The sequence below is a fragment of the Maribellus maritimus genome (assembly GCF_022267315.1).
In the GTDB taxonomy this organism is placed as follows: Bacteria; Bacteroidota; Bacteroidia; order Bacteroidales; family Prolixibacteraceae; genus Draconibacterium; species Draconibacterium maritimum.
Window position 1 is genome coordinate 212967 of sequence record NZ_JAIKLE010000002.1, and the last position, 25420, is coordinate 238386.

A 25420-nucleotide genomic window follows, 5' to 3' on the forward strand; every position below is an offset into this window, starting at 1 on the left:
CAACTACAATAATTAGACATTGAAGATGAAAAAATTACTTGCATTCGTATTGGGATTTGCTTTTGTAACAGGATTTATTCCATACAGTTCAGCACAGCAAACAATACAAAAGAAACTAACTCTGGAGGATTTATATAAAAATAATGTGTTTCGCCAGAAAGGAATAAATGCGATCCGGTGGATGAAGGATAATACAGGATATTCTGTTCTGGAAACAAATAAAGAAATTGGAGCAAAAGACATTGTAAGGTACGATGCCAAAACCGGGGACAGTGAGGTGTTGGTATCTGCCGGAAATCTAATTCCAACCGGAGAAAAGGCCCCGTTGGAAATAAGTAATTATGCCTGGACCGAAGACAATAATAAACTCCTTATTTTTACCAATACGCGAAAAGTCTGGCGTTATCACACCCGTGGCGATTACTGGGTACTGGATTTACAAAACGGCGCTTTAACTCAGATTGGCGCTTCCATGGAACCGGCCCGTTTAATGTTTGCCAAATTTTCGCCCGATGGGAAAAATGTGGGCTTTGTATACAAAAACAACATTTATGTGCAATCGCTGGAAACAGGAGCTGTTGAGCAGTTAACTTTTGATGGAAACGACAGGATTATTAACGGAACTTTTGACTGGGTTTATGAAGAAGAGTTGAATTGCCGCGACGGATTCAGGTGGAGCCCCGACAGCAAAAAAATATCATTCTGGCAGATGGATACCAAGGGAATGGGTACATTTTACCTGATAAACAACATCGACTCAATTTATCCCAAAATTATTCCTTTGCCTTATCCAAAAGTAGGCACGACCAATTCTTCGGCCAAAATTGGTTCCATAACACTCGATGATAAATTGATTACCTGGATGGACATTCCGGGCGATCCGCGAAACAATTATCTGGCGCGTATGGATTGGGCGAATTCTTCTGATGAACTGATAATTCAGCAATTAAACCGCCAGCAGAATACCAATAAAGTATTTTTTGCAAATGCAGCAAACGGAACGGCAAAAGTAGTTTATACTGAAAAAGTGGAAACATGGCTTGATATTCACGACGACCTTACCTGGCTCAATAAAGGGAAAGAGTTTACCTGGTTTAGCGATCAGACCGGGTGGCTGCATCTTAACCGGGTTTCCAGGGAGAATGGAAAAATAACCCCAATCACTTCGGGAGATTTTGAAGTAGTCGGGTTATCAGGAATTGATCTTGACGATAAATGGGCATATTACATTGCTTCACCGGATAATGCGACACAGCGTTATCTTTTCAGAAACCGGATGGATGGAAAAGGAAAGCAGGAACGTTTGTCTCCAGCCAACCAAACCGGTCATCATTCTTATTCAATTTCCCCCGATTGTAAATATGCTATTCATACCTTTTCAAACCATAATACGCCAACCCGGTACGAAGTAATCACACTGCCCGATCATAAAGTTCTCCGTGTTTTGGAGGACAACAAAGAATTAAACAACAAACTGGCAGAGTATACCATTCCGGAAAAAGAATTTTTCAAAATAAAAACTGACGATGGATTGGAATTTGATGCCTGGATGATTAAGCCTGTTCATTTCAACCCGGAGAAAAAATATCCTCTTATATTTTACATTTATGGCGAACCTGCGGGTTCTACTGTTCAGGACAGCTGGAGCAGCAATTTGTGGGATCAGTTGCTGGCGCAGGAAGGTTACATTGTAATGAGTATCGATAACCGCGGGACAAATACGCCCCGTGGACGCGACTGGCGGAAATGTGTGTATAAAAAAATCGGGATTACTGCTCCTGAAGACCAGGCAGCATGTGCGCGTAAAATTCTGGAATGGGATTTTGTGGATCCTGATCGTATTGGCATCTGGGGTTGGAGCGGAGGTGGCTCAAATACATTAAATTGTATGTTCAGACATCCCGAAATTTATAAAACCGGAATTGCCATTGCGTTTATAAGTAATCAGTTATTGTATGATAACATATACCAGGAACGATACATGAATTTGCCGGAGAACAACGTGGAAGGTTATCGCGACGGGAGTCCGATTACCCACGCAAAAAAACTGGAAGGAAACCTGCTTCTGATTCATGGCTCCGGTGATGATAACTGCCATTATCAAAGTTGTGAAATGCTGGTAAATGAACTGATCAAACAGAATAAATATTTTTCGATGGTGGAATATCCAATGCGAACGCACAGCATAAACGAACGGGAAAATACATCGCTTCACTTGCGGATGACTATGCTAAACTATTTTAAAAAGAATTTACCATTGGGCGCAAAATAGATATTGACTAAACCAACTTAGATGACTACAAAACGAATTTCGAGAAAAGGTACACGTATAATAAAAGCCGGTGAAATAAAACAATATTATTCAATGAAACAGGCCATTGATGCAATGGAAAGGGCTTTTTCCCTTTTGTCGTCGGGAGATAGTTTTGTGCCTTTACGAAATGTTTTCAGGCTTCCTTCCAATGATTTGCTTATGCTTTTTAAGCCTGCTTATGTGGAAGATGACAAACAGGTTGCGATAAAATTTCTGACACAACGGGAAAACAGTTGTATTATGGGAATTCCCGTTATTCAGGGTGTTGTGTTTGTAATCGATTCAGTAACGGGAGAAATCCTGTCGATTATGGATGGCGAGTATATTACTGCACTGCGAACCGGTGCTGCTAGCGGCTTGGCTACCCGGCATTTTGCAAGTAAAGATGCTCAAACTTTGGCATTGTTTGGTTGCGGAGCACAGGGAAAAACACAAGTAGAAGCTGTTGTTTGTGAACGCAATATCAAAAAAGTTTTGGTTTTTGATAAAAACAGTAAAAGGGCAGAACGCTTTATAAATGAAATGGAGGAGAAGTTAAATCTGGAAATGATTTTTTGCAGAGATAATTCCGTTTTGCCGGAAGCTGAAATAATTTGTACTGCTACCAACTCTACCAAACCGTTGTTTCGGAGGGAGGAAGTTAAAAAGGGTGCACACATTAATGCAATCGGTTCTTTTCAGCCGCACATGCAGGAACTCGATCCTCTTTTAATAAAGGATGCAAAAGTATATGTCGATCAGGCAGAACCTTGTTTAAAGGAAAGTGGCGATTTTATAAAAGCAAAAGCGGAGGGTATAATTGACGATAATCCCATTGTTGGCGAGATTGGTGATTTTTATTTGAAAAAAATACCGGGAAGGGAGTCCGGTGATGAAATTACTTTGTTTAAAAGTGTAGGAGTTGCCATTCAGGATTATGCGGTTGCTGCTGATATTTATAAATTTTCCCTGGAAAAGGACTTTGGTCTCGAAATCAACCTTTTTGAATAATTAAACTGCTTGTGACAATGGAAAGATAATTATGACGAAGTCTTTTGGCTTTTTTCTGAATCAATAAAACCTTTCCTTTTACAATTGTTAATATATTATAGAAGAGAATAAAAACACACGGTTATGAAAAAACTACCAGGCATATTTAACGACGTGATTGGCCCTGTGATGCGGGGGCCGTCAAGTTCACACACCGCTGCATCGTGGCGAATTGCAAGAATTGCTTTGGATATTTTAAATGATCCACTGGAGAGAGCGCTTATCGAATTTGACCGCGATGGGGCCTGGGCTCCAAACTATAGAGAACAGGGAACAACAATGGGTATCGACGGCGGACTTCTGGGACTTGAAATAACCGATGAACGAATGAAGTTTGCCGAAAGATACGCACGGGAAGAAGGTATAAACATTGAATATAAGATAAGCTCTTTCCCAACGGATCATGCAAACACGGTGCGATTGACGCTTTGGGGGACTTCACAAAAAAGAGTGCAGATCGTTGCGGTTTCCCTGGGGGGAGGATCTTTTGAAATAAGGTCTGTTGAAGGATTTCCTGTGTTTTTGAATGGCGATTTGTTTGGAATTATCACATTTGCTTCCAATAATCCGGACTTTTCTGAAGATTTAGAATCTGTAACTCCGCCGGAAGTCGAGTTTTTAACGGAACAAAAAGAGGGTATAACTAAGGTCGAGTTTAAATCGTCGTATCCTTTTTCCACCGAATTTATAGCTCAACTGCAAAATCACCCGCATGTTGGTGAAATAGCCGTCATCAATCCAATAATGCCTGTAGTTTCGGGTCGGCAAACAGAAATGCCATTCTCCACCATTGAGTCATCAATTAATTATGCCGAAGAAAAAGGTTTGGATTTAGGGGATTTGGGTCTTGTTTACGAAAAATGTACCAGCGGGCTCACGGAGCAGGAGTTAGTTCATAAAATGAAGGAAATGATTCAAATCATTCATAAAAGTATCGATACCGGTTTAAACGGGACGGAGTATGCCGACCGGATTTTGCAGCAACAATCACACCTGGTTGGGAATGCAGTAAAAGACGGGAAAATTGCAGATTCTGTTATAACCCGTATAATTGCCAATGTATCGGCTCTTATGGAATCCAAAAGCGCCATGGAAGTGGTTGTTGCCGTGCCAACTGCCGGCTCCTGCGGAACTGTTGGAGGATCATTGCGGGCCGTTGCAGAAAATATTGGCTCTGCCAAAGAGGAATTGGTAAAAGCCTATTATGCTGCCGGTTTGGTAGGAGCTTACTTTGCACAGGGCCCCGGATTTTCAGCAGAAGAACACGGCTGCCAGGTGGAGTGCGGAGCTGCCTCAGGAATGGCTGCCGCTGCAATGGTACAGTTAATGGGAGGTACTGCCCGGCAAGCTATTGGAGCAGCTTCAATGGCCATTCAAAATATGATTGGATTAGTTTGCGATCCGGTAGCAGACAGGGTAGAAGTACCTTGTTTGGGAAAGAATATAAGTGCAGCTGTTAATGCATATTCATCTGCAATTATGGCAGTTTCAGGATATAATCCGGTCATTCCTTTAAGCCAGGTTATCCAAACCGTTTCAAGGGTGAGTAAAACAATGCCCAGCTGTAATAAATGTACCGGAAAAGGAGGATTGGCGATTACGGAAACGGCCATTAATTTAAAAAACAAGCTAAAAGAACTATCAATTACCGGGAGTCTAAAAAATGCTGATTTGTCAATTGATGTAAAAAGAGATTAATCAGCATTTTTGTCGTCAGCAGAAATATAATTGCAGATTGTAATTTCCTCCGGAATATACCGGAAATAGAAATTCTGCAAAAAGTTTTTATAGCTATTTATAATTTAATGTTTAGTCTGTCATTGACGGAGGAAGTGCATTTTTGCCGGTTCCCCATTTTTTATTGGGCTCCGGGCCCATTTGGAAAACAAGTTCACCACCACTTGTAATCTCTTCCTGCGTAATCCATGTACGATTGAACGTTTCTCCGTTGAGTACTGCTGATTGTATATATTTATTTGTTTCTGAATTATTTTCTGCTGTAATTGTAAAACTTTTACCATTGCCGACATCTAAAGTGGCTTTCCCAAACAAAGGACTCCCAACGGTGTAAACAGGCAGGCCGGGAGTTACTGCATAAAATCCCATAGAACTTAAAACATACCATGATGACAACGACCCCATGTCTTCGTTTCCACACAAACCTCCCGGGCCGCTTCTGTAAAGTTCTTCGCAAACCTGACGCACGCGCTGTTGTGTTTTCCAGGGTTGACTTGCATAATTATATAAGTAAGCTACATGGTGAGATGGCTGGTTTCCGTGAACGTATTGCCCGATTGTTCCAACAACACCCACATATTTGGGAGGGGTAATAACCGGACTCATTTCAAAAAAGGTATCCAGTTTTTTTACAAAAGCTTTTTCTCCTCCAAATAAATCAATTAAACCTTTTATGTCATGTTGAACAGACCAAATGTATTGCCAGGCATTTGATTCCGTATAATACCGGTTAGGACGCCGTCCGACCAAAAGCGGATCAAAATATTTGTAATAGGAATGTTTTCCCGCCTTAACAATTTCCTGTTCCTTTCCGTTTAATGCCTCCAACCAGGTTCCGTCGGCATGTTTCGGACGCATAAACTGGCTTTCAGGATCCCACACATTGGTATAGTTCTTTGCTCTCTTCATAAACATTTCGTAATCATCTTTTTTGCCCAGTTCTTTGGCTAGCTGCGCAATACACCAATCGTCATAAGCAAGTTCAAGCGTATTGGGTACTGATTCGGTAACTTTGTCAACCGGAGTATAGCCCAATTCTTTATAATAGTCTAAACCTGAACGGCCAGCATGGGCGGGAACCGGAGCTTGCGGGTTCTCCAGTGCTTTTTTGCGCATTGCGGTGTAAAGCTTTTTTACGTCATAGTCGCGATAGCCTTTTGTATAGGCATCCACAATTACAGGAATCAAATGGTCGCCAACCATCGATTCGCCAAAAATATTCAAAAAATGTTGGGCTGGTAACCACTGATAGTTTTCAACCTTGGCGACAATCGATTTTATAAAATCATTTACATGCTCAGGAGCCGTTAAAGTAAGCAGAGGATGTTGCGAGCGATAGGTATCCCAACAGGAAAATGAGCCGTAAAAATCAAATCCTTTGGCTTCATGAATTTTTCCGTCTGAACCGACATATTTTCCGTCAACATCTTGCGAAATGTACTGCGCCAGAAAAGAGTGATACATTGAGGTATAAAAAATTTCTTTTTGGTCATCGGTTGCTCCATCAATTTCAATTCGTGAAAGCTCATTGTTCCAGGTTTTTTCTGCACTACCTTTTACTGCGTCAAAATTCCAGTCTTCTATTTCTGATTGAAGATTTTTTCTTGCACCTTCCACACTGGTGTATGAAATGCCAACTTTTATAAGAATCTGCTCGTTTTCTTCTGTCTTATAGCTAACAAACGCCCCAATTTTATCTCCGTTTTCGGCATTTTTGTATGGGAAAATACTTCCGCCCGATTCAGGTGTAACATACGATGCATCAAAAGTTCCGTAGTAGTGGAAAGGTTTGCTAAATTCCGCTACAAAATAAACTTTGCCTAGCCCGGAGCTTCTTTCTCCTTCAATACGATTATTATCTGCGATTTTTAATTTTGATATTTCTCCCGAAGTCATATCTCCAATCTGGTGGCCTAAATCAAGAATAATTTTGGCATTGTCTGCTTTGGGAAAAGTATATCTGTGAAAACCTGTGCGTTGGGTTGCTGTTAGTTCTGCCTTTATTTTATAATCTTCCAAAAATACTGAGTAATATCCGGGAGAGGCGGTTTCATTGTCATGACTAAATCTCGAACGATAACCGGAATCCGGATTTTGTTTTGTTCCGGGAATAATTTGTAGTTTATCACCAACAACAGGCATCAGTAAAATATCACCGCCGTTTACCATACCAACTCCACTCCAATGAGTGTGGCTAAATCCCATGATTGAGTTATCAGAATAAACATAGCCGGCACAGTAGGTCCACCCTTTTGTATCCGTGTCCGGACTTAAATGAACCATAGCATAGGGGAGAGATGCTCCCGGGAACGTATGCCCGAAAAAGTCGGTGCCTAGAAATGGATTTACATAATCAGAAGTTTTTTTCTCTTTATTCACTGGAATTGAGTTTGCACAAACAGCGTAAAGCGAAAAAAACAATCCAAGTAATAATAAACGTAGTTGCATGATGTTGAGTTTTAGTTATTGTTTACAGAATGTAATAAAAAGAATCTTAACCTTTTTGGCGAAATTATATTTTAATTTTTTATTGATGGGTTAAAAGATAATGTAATTTGATTAATATAAGCGAAGTTTTTATCTTTTATTAATTATTATTTTGTTATAGTGAGTTCTGTACAAAGTTTGCAGTAATTTTCTTTTTCAAAAAAATTTTATGAAATTATTAAATCGATTTAGCAAGTATTTTGGATTTTTATCGTTTGTCTTGATCTTATTAACATCATGCAATGGTGCTAAGAATGAGGAAACCTACCGCATAGAAAATATTAATTCCGGCTGGAAGATGCAGTCTGATGAAATGCTTGGTGGTGTGGGAGATGAAATCATTTCAGAAAGTGGTTTTGATGATAGTTCCTGGTACAAAGCCAATGTACCCGGAACTGTTTTGGGAAGTATGGCATCAAATGGTGTAATTGAAGACCCATATTTTGGAATTAATATGCAAAAAGTAGATCCCGAACAGTTTAAAGTTCCGTGGTGGTTTCGTACATCGTTTCAGATAGATTCAGAAGATATAGGTAAAATAATCAGCTTACGGTTTAATGGAATTAACTACCGTGCTGATTTATGGATAAACGGGAAAAAAGTGGTTGGAAAGGACAGATTTGCCGGAACGTACCGCATGTTTACTTTTGATATCAGCGATTTCGTGCAGAAGGGTGAAAATACAATGGCACTTAAAATGTGGCAACATGCCGATGGTGAATATTCCATCGGATTTGTTGACTGGAATCCCTTACCCCGCGACCGTAACCTGGGTATTTTCAGAGAGGTTTTTCTTGAAGTAAATGAAGGCGTAAAAATCAGGAGTCCGTTTATCTATTCTAAAGTAAACAAAGAAACACTTAAAGATGCTGACTTATATGTTCAAACGGAACTGGTAAACAGTTCTGAAAAATTGATAACCGGAACGCTACGTGTTGATTATGAGTTGGGTGTCGTAGAAAAAGAAATTGTGCTGGAACCTGGAAAAACCGTTAATGTAAAATTTGAGCCACAGGAATTCAACCAACTTGCTGTAAAAGATGTAAATCTTTGGTGGCCCAATGGTATGGGCGCTCCAAATTTATACCCGTTGTCTGTGGAGTTTATATCAGACAATAGAATAATTGATAAGGTTGAAAAGAAATATGGAATAAGAGAAATCAACAGTTATCTGAACAAAGATAAAAACCGGGCTTTTGAAGTGAATGGAAGGTTTGTTCTTATTAAAGGTGGCGGATGGACGGATGACGTATTGCTGCAGGATACACCCAAATCGGTCGAAGCTCAGTTGAGATATGTTCGCCATATGAACATGAACAGTATCCGGTGTGAAGGCTTTTGGGGAAAGGATGAGACGTTATATGACCTCTGCGATGAATACGGTATTTTGGTAATGATAGGTTGGAATTGTCATTGGGAGTGGGAGGAATATCTGTTAAAACCAACTCATGAAAAATATGGTGGGGCAACCAGTGACGAAGACATCAATTTAATGGAAGCTAGTTGGAAGGACCAAATGTTGTGGTTGCGAAACCACCCAAGTATATACGTATGGATGCTGGGGAGCGATAAACTACCGGCGCCAAAACTGGAGCGAAAGTACATTGAATTGTTTAAGGAATACGATCCTTCCAGAACGTATGTAACTTCTGCCGGTGGAGCAGGAACTGAAGATAATAAGATCGTTGCTGAGGTTCCCCTTGTTAGCGATATAAGCGGACCAACCGGGATGAAAATGCTGGGGCCTTATGCATATACACCACCGGTTTACTGGTTTACCGACTCGATGCTTGGCGGTGGTTATGGTTTTAATACCGAAACTTGCCCCGGACCAAGTATTCCTCCTTTGGCTTCATTAAAAAAGATGCTACCGGAAGAAAGCCTTTGGCCAATCGATAAAAAATACTGGGAATACCATACTGGAAGAAACCAGTTTAAAACACTTGACAGGTTTCGCAAAGCGATGGATGAGCGGTATGGAAAATCAAACAGTGTTGAAGAATTTGCATTTAAATGCCAGGTAAGCAACTATGAGCTGATGCGCCCTATGTTCGAAGCATTTGTAGCACACAAACCCAAAAGTACTGGTCTGGTACAGTGGATGCTAAACTCTGCGTGGCCCGAATTGTACTGGCAGCTTTATGATACTTACCTGCAACCCAACGGTTCTTTTTACGGAGTTCGTAAGGCCTGTAATCCGATTCACGCCATTTATCGCTATGGATTTGATGATATTTATATTGCTAACGAAGATTTAAATGATGCAAATAATCTGACTGTTAAAATCAAGGTACTTGATACTAAATCAAAAGAAATTTTTAGTGATGAATGGGAAGGAAGTGTAAAAACAAACATTTCAAAGTTTATCTACAAATTACCTGAAATTGAGAATCGGACTCCGGTGTATTTTCTCGACTTGAGAGTGTTTGATGAAAACAATATTGAAGTGGACAACAGCATTTACTGGCTTTCTCTTAAAAAGGATGAACTGGATTATGAAGCAGCCAAAAAATTAGAGTGGCCGTTTTTCACTCCTCCCAAAGCTTATGCCGATTTTACAGGTCTGGACGAGCTTCCCGCTATTGAGTTAAATTACGAATATACCTTTCTGAAGGACAATCAGTTTGGGATGGTAAATTTGAAAGTGAAAAATCCATCGGATGCGATTGCCTTTTTTGTGTACTTCGATGTAACCGACCCGGAAACGAATAAACCTGTTTTACCGGTGTACTGGGACGATAATTATATTACGTTATTACCTGGAGAAGAGCGTGAATACCAGGCAAAATACTTCCTTTCCGATGCGAGCGATAACAAGCCTGAACTAAAAGTAAAGGCATGGAATGTGGATGCAATAGTTTTAAAGTAGCTTGGTTAATTTTTACCAAAAAGAAAATAGTATAAAAGGGCAGGAATACTTTTGTGTATTGTGAATGTGCTGGTATAGAACTGCTTAATTGTTGGGGATATGATTTAATTGTCTTGTTATGAAAAAAAAAGACCTGTTGGTTGTTCTGATAATGTTGGTGTTTTTTGCGATTTCATTTCTCACTAATATTTTAGGTGCACTAAACCAAAAAGTGTCCGTGAGTTTTACGCTTACAGAAACTCTTGCCGGACTACTACCCTTTGCTTTTTTTATTGCTTATGGGGTAATGTCAATTCCCTTTGGTTCTCTTGTAGAGAAGTATGGCGAAAAAAGAATAATGATTCTGGCCTTTTTAATGGCCTTCGCAGCCTCATTGGTATTTGCTGTTTTTCCTGTTTTCGATGTGTTTATTGTTTCTTTATTTACTATCGGAGCCGGAATGGCTGCTTTGCAAGTGGTGATAAATCCGCTGCTGCGTGTCTCGGGAGGTGAAGCTAATTACGCTTTTTATTCCGTGTTGGGGCAATTGGTTTTCGGCCTGGCTTCTTTTATTAGTCCACAAATGTATACCTATTTTGTTGTTAATATCGACGAACGAAACCTGGATAAGCCGTTGATTGATTTGATGTCTCAACTTGTTCCGGAAAACATGTCCTGGGTTTCTGTGTACTGGGCTTTCGCAGTTATTGCCATTTTGATGGGGGGAATCATATTTTTTGTGAATTTTCCGAAAGTTGAATTACAGGAAGACGAAAAAGTGGGTTCCAAAGACAGTTTCTTAGAGCTTATAAAAAACAAATATGTCATCCTTTACTTTCTTGGTATTTTTATGTATGTAGGTTCTGAACAGGGGATATCATATTGGTTGTCGAAATTTTTGAATATATACCATAATATCGATCCCGATCTTGAAGGCGCCGATGCGGTCTCTTACTTCTGGGGACTAATGACAGTTGGCGGAATTTTAGGTTTGGTACTCATGAAATTGTTCGATAGTAAACAAATTTTGCGCTGGTTTACGGTTTTAGCTGTCATTTGTGTGGCAGCAGGTTTGTTTGGCAATGTTAACATTGCATTGTGGGCTCTGCCTGTTTCCGGTTTTTTTCTTTCAGTCATGTATCCGACAATTGTTTCGCTGGGGTTAAATTCAGTAGCTAAACATCATGGTTCATTTGCAGGCATTTTAATGACTGGAATTGCCGGAGGTGCAGTTGTTCAGATAGTAATAGGGGCTGTCAGCGATTTTTCTTCGCTGCGCGTGGGAATGATGTTGATATTTTTAACCCTGGGCTATATTTTAAGTATAAGTTTTTGGGCCAAACCACTTGTAAATAATAAAACCGTAAGCCTGAGAGAATTATTTACCCGAAAAATTTGAAATATTTAATTGGCTGTTTATTAGTTTGTTATTATGTGATAGAAATCCAGATTAATATTATAGAAATTTAACTAATCCAAAAAAATTATGAGCAAAAACGAAAGATTTCCTAAGTGGATGTATATTATTTTACCTGCTCTCGCCATGATGTTAGGGTGGGGACTTCGAGGACATATCGGAGGAGGCCCGTTTGGGGCAATGATTCCCGGAGCAATGGTTGCTTTAAGTATTGGTCTTTTACTTGAACTTCCGGCAGCAGCAACTTCCGTATTACTTGTTTTTGCCGTATTTGGAATTGGTATTGGTGGGGAAATGACCTACGGCCAAACCCTTGGCTTTCTTCGCAGTCCGGATACCGTTATGTGGGGAACTGCAGGAACTACCCTGAAAGGTGCCATGTGGGGATTATTGGGAGGTGCTGTTTTGGCGTTGGGATTTGTCTACAAAGAAATTTCTAAAAAAAGAATTATAGTTGCCCTTTTATTAGTGATTCTGGGAATGTTTTTAGGATTTAAACTGATAAACGATCCTATGATTCTTTATTTCTCTGATCCTGAAAAGCCTCGTGCAGAATCATGGGCTGGCCTTTTATTTGGCGCTATTTTCCTCTTAATCTATCTGAAGCTAAAAATTCAGGCTTCTTCTTTTAAGATCATTTTCCGCTTTGCTTTATGGGGAATGATTGGCGGTGCATTGGGTTTTGGGTTGGGCGGTTTATGGCTTTATTTGGGAAGTCGGTTGCCTGGGGTAGTATTTACCAGTTGGTGGAAGGCTATGGAGTTTTCATTTGGCTTGCTTTTGGGGGCTTTTTTAGGATATGCAGCCTGGCTAAGCCGGGGAGAAGTCATTCTTAAAGGATTGAAAGAAAAGGAACCCAATGAAAAAAAATTTCCGGCGTGGAAAGAGATAAGTATTGGGTTAGGAACAGGACTTTTTATTTTCTGGTTACTGCCTAACACAATTGAATGGTTAGGAAATACATCTATTGTCAATAATATGACTGGTGGAACAATCAGCGCAGAAATTGCAAGGATCGCAGATAATTATACCGTTACAGGGCTGATATTTGTATTGGTATTGATGCGTTTTCCAAAAGCTGCCTGGCAAATTGGGATTACACTTACATTTTGTCATACAGCTATCGACTTATTTCGCGATTTTTATCCGGATATAAATCCGTGGTTGCCTTTTAATCTTCGTTTCTTCTACATTTTTATTTTTACGATGGCAGTTGCTTTGTTAACCCATTTTTTCAGCAAAAGAAAAATGGTGATAGTTAACCTGTTTTATCTGTTGATTTGGTCATGTATCTCAATTTCTTTTTTGCGGATGTTTGTCGATTCCGCAAAATTAGATATTGAAGGTTTAACCTTTTGTCAGGTTGTCTGTGGAAAATATATCGTGGATATCTTTTTTGCCGCTTCTGCCATTGCGCTGACCTGGGTTTTAAAAAAGAAAATAAAATTCGGAACTAATTGATATAATAATCCGAACGAGAGTTTACCTGTTCATTCAGTATCCTTCCGTTCATAACAAATAATATTTATCCATTATGAAGGTAAAGAATAGTTTTATTGGAGTGCTTCTCCTGATGGTCGTTCAACTTGTTTTGCAGAGTTGTCAAAATAGTCAACCAACTGATACACCAAAGTTTGGAAAAGACAATGCAAAAGAGATAATCTCTGCTATGACGACCGAGGAAAAAATAGGTCTGACTGTTGGTGACGGAAAATTTCTTCCCAAAGAAAAACCTGAAAAAATAGAACAGGGGACAGGAGTTATAATCGCCAATCAGGAAGCAAATGTTGTCATTCCACGTCTTGGAGTAAAGAAAACTGTGCTTACCGACGGACCTTCGGGAATAAACCGTGATCCGCATCCTGAAGGAGCAACAGAATACACGTACACTACTTCTTTTCCAACTTCTACCTGTATTGCGTCAGCCTGGAACACAGAGTTGACCAAAAAAATAGGAGAGGCTTTTGGGGATGAATTACTGGAATACGGTTACGATGTTATTTTGATGCCAGCAATGAATCTTCACCGAGATCCAAAGTGTGGACGAAACTTTGAATATTATTCCGAAGATCCTTTGCTTTCAGGAAAATTGGCAGCTTCAATGGTTCAGGGACTTCAATCTAAGGGAATTGGATCTACGTTAAAACATTTTGTAGGAAATAACCAGGAAACCAATCGCAGAACATACAATGCGGTGATTAGCCGGCGGGCGCTTAGAGAAATTTATCTGCGTGGCTTCGAAATTGCTGTAAAAGAGGGACATCCTGAGGCAATAATGACTTCTTATAATAAAGTTAACGGTTTTTATACAGCAGAGAATCCTGAATTACTGCAAGACATTGTACGACAGGAATGGGGATATAAAGGAATTTTTATGACCGATTTTGATGGGTATGGAAGTGCGGTGGCAAAAGTAAGAGCTGGTAACAATATGCTTATGGGAGGAAATATGGACGAAGTAAGGGAGTTGACACAGGCAATTAAAGATAAAACACTGGACGAAAGTACGCTTGACGAAAACCTTGTGTTTAATATGCAATTGAAGCAAAAATCACCTTCAGAAAAAGGGTATGTACCAACCATGAAGCCTGATTTGGAAGCGCATGCAAAAATTGCAAGAGAGGCAGCAGGTGAAGGAATGGTACTTCTTAAAAATGAAAATAATACGCTGCCATTAAAAGAAAAAAATACCATAGCTGTTTTTGGTAAAACTGGTTATCATCTGATTGAGGCCGGAACAGGAAGTGGAGGAATCAGAAGTAACAAATACGCAATTTCTGTAAATGAAGGTTTGAAAGAAGCTGGGTTTAGCATCTTACCTGAGATGGAGAAAAATTACCTGGATTATATCGAAAAAATCAAGCGGGAAAATCTGGTTCCTGATTATTTTAACAATCCAAAAATGCGGGCAGACAATGGCATAACTGATGATCAGGCACCGCCACATTTCAAAAAGAGATTGGTTGCTTTTAGTAAGGAACAACCGCTTTCAAAAGCAGATATTGTAAAATACGAACCCAAATCTGAAGTTGCTTTAATAACACTTGGCAGAAGCGGTGGTGAAAATTATGAAAATGGATATCTGCCTATCACGCAGGTTGAGCTTGATTTACTTAAAAATGTGTGCGAAATATACCATGCCAACGGTAAAAAGGTTATTGTAGTACTCAATGTAGGTGGTGTATGGGAAACAGTAACCTGGAGAGATTATCCCGATGCCATTTTAATGGCTTGGCAACCCGGACAGGAAGGTGGTCGCGCAGTAGCCGATATTCTCACAGGAAAAGTAAATCCATCAGGGAAGTTAACAGATTCATTTCCGTTAAAATATGAAGATGTTCCTTCGGCTTCTACTTTTCCGGGATTACCTCCGGAGGATCCAATAAATTCTTTTTATAAAGAGGGTATTTATGTAGGATACCGGTATTACGATTCTTTTGATGTCCCGGTAGCTTACGAGTTTGGCTATGGCCTTTCCTATACCACCTTTGAATATTCAGATTTAGCTTTAAGCAGTACACAATTTTCCGGCAGTTTACAAGTCAGCATAACCGTTAAAAACACAGGAAATGTGGCCGGAAAAGAGGTGGTTCAACTGTATTTGGCAGCTCCCACCATTGAAATGGAAAAACCGGATAAGGAATTAAAAGGATTTGCTAAAACGAAACTTCTGCAACCAGGAGAAAGCCAGGAACTTTCTTTTGAACTGGCTCCGCTTTCACTGGCATCTTTTAGAAGTGGTATTAGTGCCTGGATGGCTGATAAAGGTGATTATGAAGTGCGTATTGGAGCGTCTTCCAGAGATATTCGTTTAAAAGCTTCATTTAATTTATCGAATGATATTGTGGTAGAAAAAGTGCACGATGTGCTTTATCCTAATTTCGCTATGGAGGAATTGAGCCGAAATAATAGTAAATAGAATTTAGATTGCAAATCATGAAAAACAGATTTTTTGTCCTTTGGTTTATTTGGTCTTTGTTAGGGGCTGTGTTAATATACGCCTTACTGAGTCTCGATTCAGACCAGACAATAATGTCGGTTATTTCAATGGTTTTAAGCATTTCTCCTATTTTGGGTTTAATGCTGGCTCTAGGTTCTCCAAAAGCGTTGCAACAATTTAATTCCTGGCTACAGAAGGATAAAAGCTCAATTTACTATACTGCTGGAGGAATAACGCTATTATTTGCCATTCCGGGATTATTGACGTTAACTTTTGATCCTTATTTTACTGCAATTTTTGCATGTATAGTTTTGGCTGTATTTGGTTCATTGAAACATATAAAAAGTAACCACTTTCAGTTCGGGTGGATTGACCTTGCCCTTTGGATTATTCTTTGGATTCCATTTGATCTTCGCTGGTCAACGAAAATGCATCCGTTACTGGATTATAACTGGTGGTCAATAACCATTTCGGTTATCGCTGTTATAGGTTGGTATGGATATAGGAATGCTGATATCGGCTACCGTCTGGTACCCAAAATTAAAGATTTGTATATCGCACTTCTTGCCCTTTTAGGGATAATGGTATTGGTTGTTCCTCCCGGATTAATAACAGGATTTCTGACTTTCGCTTTTCCCAAAACACTTGACGTTCCAAAACTTGCTGCTCATTTTATCGGCCTTTTTTTAACTGTTGCTTTGCCTGAAGAGCTGTTTTTTAGAGGTATACTTTTTAAAGGACTTGAGAAGGCAACTTCAAAAAAATGGATTCCATGGGTAGTGTCTTCACTTGCTTTTGGATTAATGCACTGGAATAATGTTAGTACATTACCAACACAGATAACTTATTTTTCCTTAGCCACAATTGCCGGACTTGGCTATGCCTGGGCATACAAAAAGAGTGGCAATAATTTATTGGCCGCCATTCTTACTCATACGTTAGTCGATTGGGTTTGGAAACTGGTTCTCGCAGGTTAACAGAATAAATCTTTAAATATCTAAAATGTTAAAAATCAAAAATTGTAAAGTGTTCTTCAAAATTGTCTCTGTATTTTTTTTAACAGGGGCTTTATGGTGTTGTTCTCCCATGTCAAAAGAAAAACAGCCCGTTGATTATGTAAATACTTTGTTGGGAACTTCTTCATCACGCTGGATGCTTTATCCGGGGCCAAGTATGCCCTTTGGTATGGTTAAACTGAGTCCAGATAATACCGATGAGACACATTATCAGTTGGGAGCCGGATACGAATATAAAATAAATAGTATTTCCGGTTTTGGGCATGTGCATTCATGGATGATGGGAAGTTTTACAACCATGCCAACTACCGGAGAGTTAAAAATAAACCCCGGAACATCAGATGATCCGGATGCCGGATATCGCTCACGTATAAACAATGATAACACTGTTGCCACAGCCGGTTATTATTCTACTGTTTTGGAAGATTATAATATTCTTGCTGAACTTACTGCAACCACTCGGGCCGGATTTCAGCGGTATACGTTTCCAAAAGGAGAAAATGGCCGGGTTCTTTTTGATTTAAAAGTTGCTGAAGAAGAGCCTTCAAAAAATATAAAAGCTGAAATCCGAAAAGTAAGTGATACCGAAATAGAAGGATTTGTGCAGCGCGAAGCAGGTGAATGGAATGAATATACGCTTCATTTCGCAGCTCGGTTTAACCGTCCTTTTAAATCTATGGGCGGATGGAAAGGAACAAAAATTCTTGAAGATACCGAAGATATACAAGTCTCTGAAGACATGGATTTGGGCGCTTTTCTTGGATTTGATTTGGCAGATGATCAGGTTGTGTTGTTAAAAACAGCCATTTCATATGTAAGTACAGAACAAGCCTGGTTGAACCTGAATACCGAAATGGATCCTTTTGGTTGGGATTTTGATAAAGCACACGATAATGCGAGAAATGTTTGGAATGCATTGCTGAAAAAAATTAAGGTTGAAGGCGGTTCTGAAACAGATAAATTAAAGTTTTATACCAACTTATATCGGGCGTATTGCTCCCGTTCCATTTTTAGTGATGTGAACGGAAAATATGTGGATATGTGTGAAAAGGTGCAGCAGGCGCCAAATCCGGATAGTCCGATTTATGGTTGCGATGCTTTTTGGGGGTCGGCATGGAATTTAAATCAATTGTGGAGTTTGTTAACACCCGATTATACAGAACAATGGGTGAACTCATTGCTGGAGTTATATGACGATGGTGGTTGGCTGGCCGACGCGCCCGGTGGACTTGAATATTCAAGTATAATGGTTGCAGCACATCAGGTGCCTTTTATTGTAATGGCCTGGCAAAAAGGAATTCGTGGTTTTGATGCTGAAAAAGCATATAAAGCCATGAAAGAAATTCAAATGATTCCGGGAAAGCCACATGAGTGTGGTGGTTATGTTGGGAACAGGAATTTGCAAACCTATATGGATATTGGTTTTGTACCTGCAATCGAAGGCCCTGTTTCAAATACACTGGAATATGCATACGATGACTGGTGTGTGGCTCAAATGGCAAAAGCCTTGGGCAAAACTGAGGATTACAAATACTTTATGCAACGCTCTCAATATTATCGGAATGTTTTTGATCCTTCTAATGGATACATGCGGGCTAAATATGCAAGTGGCCCCTGGACCGAAGATTTTTCCGTAAGTACCGGCGCAGGAGATCAAGGGCAGGATTTTGGTTATGGTTCTAAAAATTATGTGGAAGCAAATGCCTGGCAGTTTAGTTGGTATGTGCCTCAGGATGTTCCGGCTTTAATTGATTTGATGGGATTGGATGAGTTTAACTTACGGCTTGAGCACGGATTTAAAAATTCCTATCCTCATTTCACCAGCGAATTTGTAAATATCGGGAATCAACCCAATATGGAAGCTCCCTGGTTGTTTAATTATTCACGCAAGCCCTGGTTAACACAGTTTTGGGTAAGAGAAGTATTGGATAATTATTTTGGTACAGGTCCGGTTGATGGTTACCACGGCGACGAAGATCAGGGGCAAATGGGCGCTTTTTATGTAATGAGTGCTATGGGATTGTTTGAAATGGATGGCGGTTCTTCTGTTGATCCGGTATATGAAATTTCGAGTCCTGTTTTCAAGAAAATTACCATTCAACTTGATCAGGATTATTATAAAGGAAAAGAATTTGTAATTGAAGCAAATAATTTTTCTGCGGAAAATAAATACATCCAATCGGCCAAATTAAACGGAAAAGAGCTTTCCAATTTCTGGTTCCGTCACGAAGAATTGGCAAAAGGAGGTAAGCTTGAACTGGTTATGGGGCCTGAGCCTAACAAAGAGTGGGCAGTAAACAGTGAATATCCTCTTAAAGAAGAGGTGCCGGTGATTGTGACTACTCCGTATGTGAGCAATTTAGATAGGGTATTTAAAACGGAATGTACAGTAAATATGGTTTGTGATACCAAAGGCGCTGAAATCCGTTATACGGTGGATGACTCTGAACCAACCAGGAATTCTTCACTCTATACAAATGGTTTGGTGGTAAATAAAAACACCATTGTAAAAATGAAAGCTTTTAAAGGGGAAGAGGCCAGTCTCATCGCTACTGCTGTTTTCAAAAAAATGGGAGAAATAAAAAAGGTGAGCATGAATGAGGTAAAATCCGGAATTTCATATAAATATACGCATGGAATATATCGAATGGTTCATGATTTTCTGGATGTTCCTCCGTTAAAAAAGGGAGTTGTTCCAAATTTTACAATGGAACCCAGGGAGAAAGAACAATTCTTTTCGTTTGATTTTGAAGGATATATCAATATAAAACAGGCGGGTGAATATACTTTTTATCTGGCTACAAACGATGGCGGACGAATGTATATCGATGATAATATGATTATTAATAACGATGGTTTGCATCCGGTGGTGGAAGTAGGGAAAAAAGTTGAGCTAAAAGCAGGTCTTCACCCTATTTCTGTGAAATATTTCCAGGAGGGTGGTTTGAACGGATTAAAAGTTTCTTATGAAGGTCCGGGTGTAGATAAACAGGAAATTCCGCCGAAAGTACTGTTTCATAAAAAATAATTTTAATAGTGTGAGAAAAATAAGTTCAAAAAATAACAAGAATAACATTGATTAAAATAATCTTGGAGATAAGAGTTTTCACCCCAATGCTACTTTTTTGTTTTCTGTTAATACAAATGCCGGTTAATGCATTAAGCAGTGAAAATTGTATTAACGATGCCGTTATTGTTATCCGCAGTCAAAATATACACTCTGAAATTGTAGCTGCGCAGGTATTAAGCGAAGAGGTTGAAAAACGTACCGGATTAAAATGGACTATAGATACAAAGCAGGGGAATTATAAAAATGCTATTTTTTTATCATCCGGTAATAGCTTTAAATCTAATGGTCTTAACCCGGAAGGATATAATCTAAAGATAAATATGGAAGACGGTGGCTGTCGTATTTCTATTTCTGCATTGGATGCCCGGGGAGTGTTATTTGGAGTGGGGAAATTTCTTCGATTGATGGAATGGAGTAAAGGGGAAGTTAGTATTCCAGTCCATTTGGATATAACGAGGTCTCCACAGTACCCGATTCGCGGTCACCAGATTGGTTACAGGGCAACAGCTAATTCCTATGATGCCTGGACTCCTGAAATATATGAACAATATATTCGGGATTTGGCTATGTTCGGAACCAACAGTATCGAAAATATTCCTTTACATGCAGGTGATGAATCGATGATGAAAGTTACTCCTGAGAAAATGAATATTATCATCAGTCAAATTTGCGATAAGTATGATCTTGATTACTGGGCTTGGGTGCCTGCCGGTTTTGATTTATCGGATGAAACAAAAAGAAAGCAGGCCATTTCGAAACAGAAGAAATTTTTTGATGAAACACCGCGGCTGGATGGTGTCTTTCTACCCGGTGGAGATCCCGGGAGTAATCACCCAAAATTGATAATGCCATATTTGACCGAGCTCTACAAATACCTGGTAGTAAAACATCCAAAAGCCAAATTATGGCTCTCGCTTCAGGATTTTGACGAGGAAAAAATTGATTATGTATTTGAATATATAGATGCGAATATGCCGGAATGGTTAGGTGGTTTGGTTCTTGGTCCGGCCACTCCTCCAATTGCTGAAATGAGAAAAAGACTACCGGAAAAATATCGTTTGCGTGATTATCCGGATGTAACACATTCCTGCAGAAGCCAGTACGATGTAGGCTGGTGGGATTCTGCTTTAGCCCGCACATTGGGAAGGGAATGTCCAAATCCTCAACCGCTTTATTATTCAACAATACATAATTGGTCGGCTCCTTATACCGATGGATTTATTTCGTATTCTGATGGAATGCACGATGATTTAAATAAAGTGTTGTGGAGTGCTAAAGGATGGGATCAGCAAGCTGATATCCGCGAAATTTTAAAAGATTATGGTCGTTACTTTTTTCGATCTGATTTAGCCGAATCAGTAGCCGATGGTATTCTTGCACTGGAAGATAATTGGGTAGGTGCGCTGGTTCAAAAAGGCTCGGTTGAAACAACACTCCGTTTTTGGGAATATTTGAACCAAATGGCGCCTGAGTTAGAAGCTAATTGGCGATGGCAATTGTTTATGTTGAGAGCCAGGTATGATGCCTATATCCGAAACCGGGTGATATACGAGCGCAGCTTGGAGGAACAGGTGAATGAAGTCCTTGGCAAAGCATCAGAAACAGGCGCAGAGAAGGCAATAAAAAAATCGGAAGAAATTCTGAATCTTGCCATAACTGAGCCGGTAGCTTCTGATTTAAAAGCGGAAATCGAAAAATCAGCACAATTTCTTTATGATTCCATGGGATACCAAACCAGTGTGAAAAAATATCATGCAGTTGGCTTAAATCGGGGAGCCATTATCGATTACCTCGATATGCCTATGAATAACCGCCTTTGGTTGGAGGACGAGTTTGCCCGAATTTCAAAATTACCTTCTGAAGCAGAAAAGATAAAGCAACTGGATGTTATTCGTAACTGGGAAAAACCAGGTGAAGGAAGTTTTTACGATGATTTGGGAACCTTGGATCGTTCCACTCACGTGGTGCGTGGAGAGGGACTTGATACGGATCCGTTGATGAAACGGAATCCAAATCCGGGCTATTGGTATTGGGATGAAGGATTTAATCGATTGCGGCTTTCATGGCTGGTAAGCATGGACGAGCCAATTGCAGCAGTGTATGATAATATTGATGCTTCTGCTGAATATGATGTGTGGGTGACCGGCTATCGCGTTGCACAAATAAAGGTGAATGGAACCTGGGTGGATCCTTTTGTTTTTAGCGATGAAAAAGGTGCTGTGGTGAAATATCACGTACCTGCAGAGGCAGTTAGGAGCGGTAAAATTGTCTTGAATTGGGGAGATCCCGAGCTAACAGAGCTTTGGTTGATTAAAAAATAAGTGTTACGGACAAGAGGTAACAATGATTCTATAATATTGAAAAAGGATAAGAAAGAATCTTTTCTCTCCCTGGATGAGTACAACGGGCATTGAAGTTTCCGGACATAGTGACGTAGAGCATACAAAAGATATTGTTATCCAAAAATAGAAACCAACTGAATGAGTTTGATGCGAAAGAATAGAATAAAAATGACAAAGATAATTTTGGTAATAGTTCTTCTGCCTTTTTTTATAAATGGTTGTAAAGTTTCCATAAATTCAGAAAAAGATTATTCTAAATATGTTGACCCTTTTATTGGAACAGGAGAACATGGACATACCTACCCGGGGGCTGCAACTCCTTTTGGAATGGTTCAACTAAGTCCTGATACGCGCATGCAAAATTGGGATGGTTCTTCGGGATATCATTACTCCGATAAAACAATCCTCGGTTTTAGCCACACTCATTTAAGCGGGACGGGTGAATCGGAATTTTGTGATGTGCTGCTTATGCCAACAGTTGGTGAAATTCAAATGGTTCCCGGTGATGAGGATAACAGCAAAACGGGCTATCGTTCAGCTTTTAGTCATGCCAGTGAAGAGGCCTCAGCCGGTTATTATAAGGTACATCTTGATGATTATAACATAACTGCAGAATTAACTGCAACCGAACGAACTGGTTTTCATTCCTATACTTTTCCGGAATCAGAGGCCGCCAATATTATTATAGATCTGAAGCACAGAAGCAACATCGTTAATTCGAATTTGCAGATTATCAATGATTCAACGATTTCAGGACTCACCCTGTCAACCGGCTGGGCTGTCGATCAGTATATCTATTTTTATGCAAAGTTTTCAAAACCATTCAGGAAGTTTGGCGTTGCTGTTGATGATACAATTGTTGATCAGATAAAGGAAGCCGAAGGGAAAAATGTAAAGGCCTTTGTAAGTTTTAACACAAAAAAAGACGAAAATATTTTGGTAAAGGTTGGTATTTCTGCCGTAAGTGTCGAAGGAGCAAAGAAGAACCTTGAGGCTGAAAATCCGGGGTGGGATTTTTCTGAAATTAAAGATGAGGCTAAAAGGAAATGGAATAAATATCTTTCTAAAATAGAAGTTGAAGGAGGAAGTCTTAAGGAACGCAGGATTTTTTACACTTCTTTATACCATACAGCTCTGGCCCCGAATCTGTTCATGGATATTGACGGTAAATTTCGCGGAGTTGATCACAAAGTTCATCAGGCAAAGGGGTTTACAAATTATACGGTTTTCTCGTTGTGGGATGTATTCCGAACTCAAATGCCACTTCTTACGATTATTGAAACGTCGAGGATGAATGATTTTATTCAAACTTTTCTGGAAATGTATCACATCAGCGGAAGATTACCGCGTTGGGAAATACATGGCACTCTTTCCGGACATATGATTGGCAATCATGCACTTCCTTTAATTCTGGACGCTTATAACAAAGGGATAAGAAATTATGATGTGAACCTGGCATTTGAGGGAATGAAAAAATCAATGGAAAATATTCCCTATTACAATAATTATGGTTTTATTCCTGCCGATATTGAAGGTGTAGGTGGTTCTGTTGCGCAAGCGATGGAATATGCTTATAATGACTGGTGTGTTTCGGAAATGGCCAGGATTTTGGAAAAGAATGACGATTACCTGCTTTATCAGCAGCGGGCACAGTTTTATAAAAATTTATTTGATTCATCCACCGGATTTATGCGGGCAAAAAACAGCGATTATACATGGGTGTCTCCGTTTGATCCAGCTGAACCCAGTGGGCATTATGTTGAAGGAAATGCTTATCAGTACAGTGCTTTTGTTCCGCAGGACGTTAATGGATTGATTAAACTGTTAGGTGGAGATACTAAATTTGTGGAATGGCTTGATACTTTGTTTACGCACACAAGTAGTTATGACAAAAACGTAGTGGATGCAAGTGGCCTGATTGGTCAGTATGCACATGGAAACGAACCAAGTCATGAAATTGCGTATCTCTATAATTATGTGGGTGCGGCACCCAAAACACAAAAATATGTAAAAGAAATTCTCAGTTCCCTTTACGATGATACGCCTGAAGGGTTAAGTGGAAATGAAGATTGCGGACAAATTTCGGCATGGTATATAATGAGCGCTATGGGATTTTATCCTGTTTTACCCGGTAAGCCAGAATATGCCATTGGTAGCCCCTCATTTGATAAAGTGACAATCCATCTTGAAAACGGTAAAAAATTCATAATCAGGGCCAATAATGCCTCCGAAAAAAATGCTTATATCCAATCGGCAACACTAAATGGAGAACCCTTTACAAAGTCTTACTTTAAGCATGAAGAAATTTTAAAGGGCAGTGAGTTTGTGTTCGAGATGGGGGAGCATCCAAATGAGGATTGGGGAACATCAATAAAAGACAGGCCATACACGGAAGAATTTGTTCCGGCGGTCTCAATGCCATATTATCAAATCAAAGAAAATTATTTTTTCGATAAGGCAACGGGCACTTTGGGTAGCGATACCAAGGGAACAACAATTTTTTATACGCTGGATGGAAGTGAACCGACCCTGGATTCTAAACGTTACACCAATCCATTTAAGTTGGATAAGACGACTGAAATTAAGTTTTTTGCGCAAAAAGAAGGTCTTTTGTCAAGTACGGTTGTTGCCACAAAAATCGAAAAGTTGAAAAAAGTTAGTGTCTCAGATTTTAAAAATTATGAAGGAGCTAATCTCTTGCCTGGATTAAAATATAAATATTATGAAGAGAACGTTTTGTATGTGGATGAACTAGATGCTTTTCAACCGAAAAAAACGGGAATAACTCCAAATTTTAGCATAAGTGAAAGGGAAAACGATGGTCTCTTTTGTTTTATTTATTCCGGCTATATAAAGATTCCGAAAGACGGGGTTTACACGTTTTTTCTGTCAACGAACGATGGTGGGGTTCTTTATTTGGATGAAAAGCGATTTATCGATATGGATGGCCCAAGAACAGCTACTCCGGCCTCACGAATTGTAGCATTAAAGGCAGGAACATATAAGATTGCAGAAAAATACTTTCAAATGGGCGGCGGTTTTGAAAATAGAGTAAGCTGGAAAGGCCCCGGATTCAGTAAAGAAGTAATCCCTGCATCGGTATTGTATCACAGTGCAGAACAATAGTTTTAAACATTGAACAGGCGATTGGGTGACAAAAAAGGAGAATATCAAAAACACAGATACATTTTATTCAATATATTTAAAATGAGTTATTTAT

At 39.5% G+C, this 25420-nt stretch carries 12 protein-coding genes; 11 read left to right on the forward strand and 1 reads right to left on the reverse strand.

Features of this window, described 5'->3' with window-relative positions; genetic code table 11:
- The first annotated feature begins 25 nt into the window (after window positions 1-25).
- From K5G00_RS02905 to K5G00_RS02915, 3 genes are all read left to right on the forward strand, one after another.
- Window positions 26-2272: a S9 family peptidase gene (locus K5G00_RS02905; protein ID WP_238764175.1), complete on the forward strand. Its 2247-nt coding sequence runs from the start codon at window positions 26-28 to the stop codon at window positions 2270-2272.
- Window positions 2273-2293: 21 nt separating this feature from the next.
- Window positions 2294-3304 carry an ornithine cyclodeaminase family protein gene (locus tag K5G00_RS02910; protein WP_238764176.1) on the forward strand — a complete coding sequence of 337 codons (1011 nt, stop codon included), beginning with the start codon at window positions 2294-2296 and terminating at the stop codon, window positions 3302-3304.
- Between the two features lie 123 nt (window positions 3305-3427).
- Entirely contained in the window at window positions 3428-5041 is a 1614-nt protein-coding gene (locus K5G00_RS02915; RefSeq protein ID WP_238764177.1) for an L-serine ammonia-lyase, iron-sulfur-dependent, subunit alpha, read from the forward strand.
- Window positions 5042-5152: 111 nt separating this feature from the next.
- Here the strand turns inward: K5G00_RS02915 and K5G00_RS02920 are convergent, their stop codons facing one another.
- The gene (locus tag K5G00_RS02920; RefSeq protein ID WP_238764178.1) at window positions 5153-7528 is read right to left on the reverse strand and encodes a GH92 family glycosyl hydrolase; all 2376 of its coding nucleotides are present in this window, start codon (window positions 7526-7528) and stop codon (window positions 5153-5155) included.
- Window positions 7529-7736: 208 nt separating this feature from the next.
- Between K5G00_RS02920 and K5G00_RS02925 the strand changes: the two genes are divergently transcribed.
- The 8 genes from K5G00_RS02925 to K5G00_RS02960 all read left to right on the forward strand — a co-directional run bounded on the left by K5G00_RS02925 (window position 7737) and on the right by K5G00_RS02960 (window position 25326).
- Window positions 7737-10436 carry a glycoside hydrolase family 2 protein gene (locus tag K5G00_RS02925; RefSeq protein ID WP_238764181.1) on the forward strand — a complete coding sequence of 900 codons (2700 nt, stop codon included), beginning with the start codon at window positions 7737-7739 and terminating at the stop codon, window positions 10434-10436.
- Window positions 10437-10554: 118 nt separating this feature from the next.
- Entirely contained in the window at window positions 10555-11814 is a 1260-nt protein-coding gene (locus K5G00_RS02930; protein WP_238764182.1) for a sugar MFS transporter, read from the forward strand.
- An 87-nt stretch (window positions 11815-11901) separates the two neighbouring features.
- Complete coding sequence (locus K5G00_RS02935) at window positions 11902-13293, forward strand: hypothetical protein (protein WP_238764183.1); 1392 nt, start codon at window positions 11902-11904, stop codon at window positions 13291-13293.
- 73 nt (window positions 13294-13366) lie between these two features.
- Window positions 13367-15751 (forward strand): beta-glucosidase, encoded by a 2385-nt coding sequence (locus tag K5G00_RS02940; RefSeq protein WP_238764184.1) that lies wholly within the window; start codon window positions 13367-13369, stop codon window positions 15749-15751.
- A 17-nt stretch (window positions 15752-15768) separates the two neighbouring features.
- Window positions 15769-16749: a CPBP family intramembrane glutamic endopeptidase gene (locus K5G00_RS02945; RefSeq protein WP_238764185.1), complete on the forward strand. Its 981-nt coding sequence runs from the start codon at window positions 15769-15771 to the stop codon at window positions 16747-16749.
- A 25-nt stretch (window positions 16750-16774) separates the two neighbouring features.
- Window positions 16775-19816: a GH92 family glycosyl hydrolase gene (locus K5G00_RS02950; RefSeq protein ID WP_238764187.1), complete on the forward strand. Its 3042-nt coding sequence runs from the start codon at window positions 16775-16777 to the stop codon at window positions 19814-19816.
- A gap of 116 nt (window positions 19817-19932) precedes the next feature.
- Complete coding sequence (locus tag K5G00_RS02955; RefSeq protein ID WP_238764191.1) at window positions 19933-22179, forward strand: glycoside hydrolase family 20 zincin-like fold domain-containing protein; 2247 nt, start codon at window positions 19933-19935, stop codon at window positions 22177-22179.
- Window positions 22180-22368: 189 nt separating this feature from the next.
- Window positions 22369-25326, forward strand: a complete 2958-nt coding sequence (locus K5G00_RS02960) for a GH92 family glycosyl hydrolase (RefSeq protein ID WP_238764193.1) — start codon at window positions 22369-22371, stop codon at window positions 25324-25326.
- The last annotated feature ends 94 nt before the right edge of the window (window positions 25327-25420 follow it).

Coding starts and splice junctions, on each gene's coding strand:
- K5G00_RS02930 (WP_238764182.1), top strand. CDS start 10,555: ATGAAAAAAAAAGACCTGTTGGTTGTTCTGATAATGTTGGTGTTTTTT.
- K5G00_RS02935 (WP_238764183.1), top strand. CDS start 11,902: ATGAGCAAAAACGAAAGATTTCCTAAGTGGATGTATATTATTTTACCT.
- K5G00_RS02945 (WP_238764185.1), top strand. CDS start 15,769: ATGAAAAACAGATTTTTTGTCCTTTGGTTTATTTGGTCTTTGTTAGGG.
- K5G00_RS02960 (WP_238764193.1), top strand. CDS start 22,369: ATGACAAAGATAATTTTGGTAATAGTTCTTCTGCCTTTTTTTATAAAT.
- K5G00_RS02950 (WP_238764187.1), top strand. CDS start 16,775: ATGTTAAAAATCAAAAATTGTAAAGTGTTCTTCAAAATTGTCTCTGTA.
- K5G00_RS02910 (WP_238764176.1), top strand. CDS start 2,294: ATGACTACAAAACGAATTTCGAGAAAAGGTACACGTATAATAAAAGCC.
- K5G00_RS02925 (WP_238764181.1), top strand. CDS start 7,737: ATGAAATTATTAAATCGATTTAGCAAGTATTTTGGATTTTTATCGTTT.
- K5G00_RS02940 (WP_238764184.1), top strand. CDS start 13,367: ATGAAGGTAAAGAATAGTTTTATTGGAGTGCTTCTCCTGATGGTCGTT.
- K5G00_RS02905 (WP_238764175.1), top strand. CDS start 26: ATGAAAAAATTACTTGCATTCGTATTGGGATTTGCTTTTGTAACAGGA.
- K5G00_RS02915 (WP_238764177.1), top strand. CDS start 3,428: ATGAAAAAACTACCAGGCATATTTAACGACGTGATTGGCCCTGTGATG.
- K5G00_RS02955 (WP_238764191.1), top strand. CDS start 19,933: ATGCCGGTTAATGCATTAAGCAGTGAAAATTGTATTAACGATGCCGTT.
- K5G00_RS02920 (WP_238764178.1), bottom strand. CDS start 7,528: ATGCAACTACGTTTATTATTACTTGGATTGTTTTTTTCGCTTTACGCT.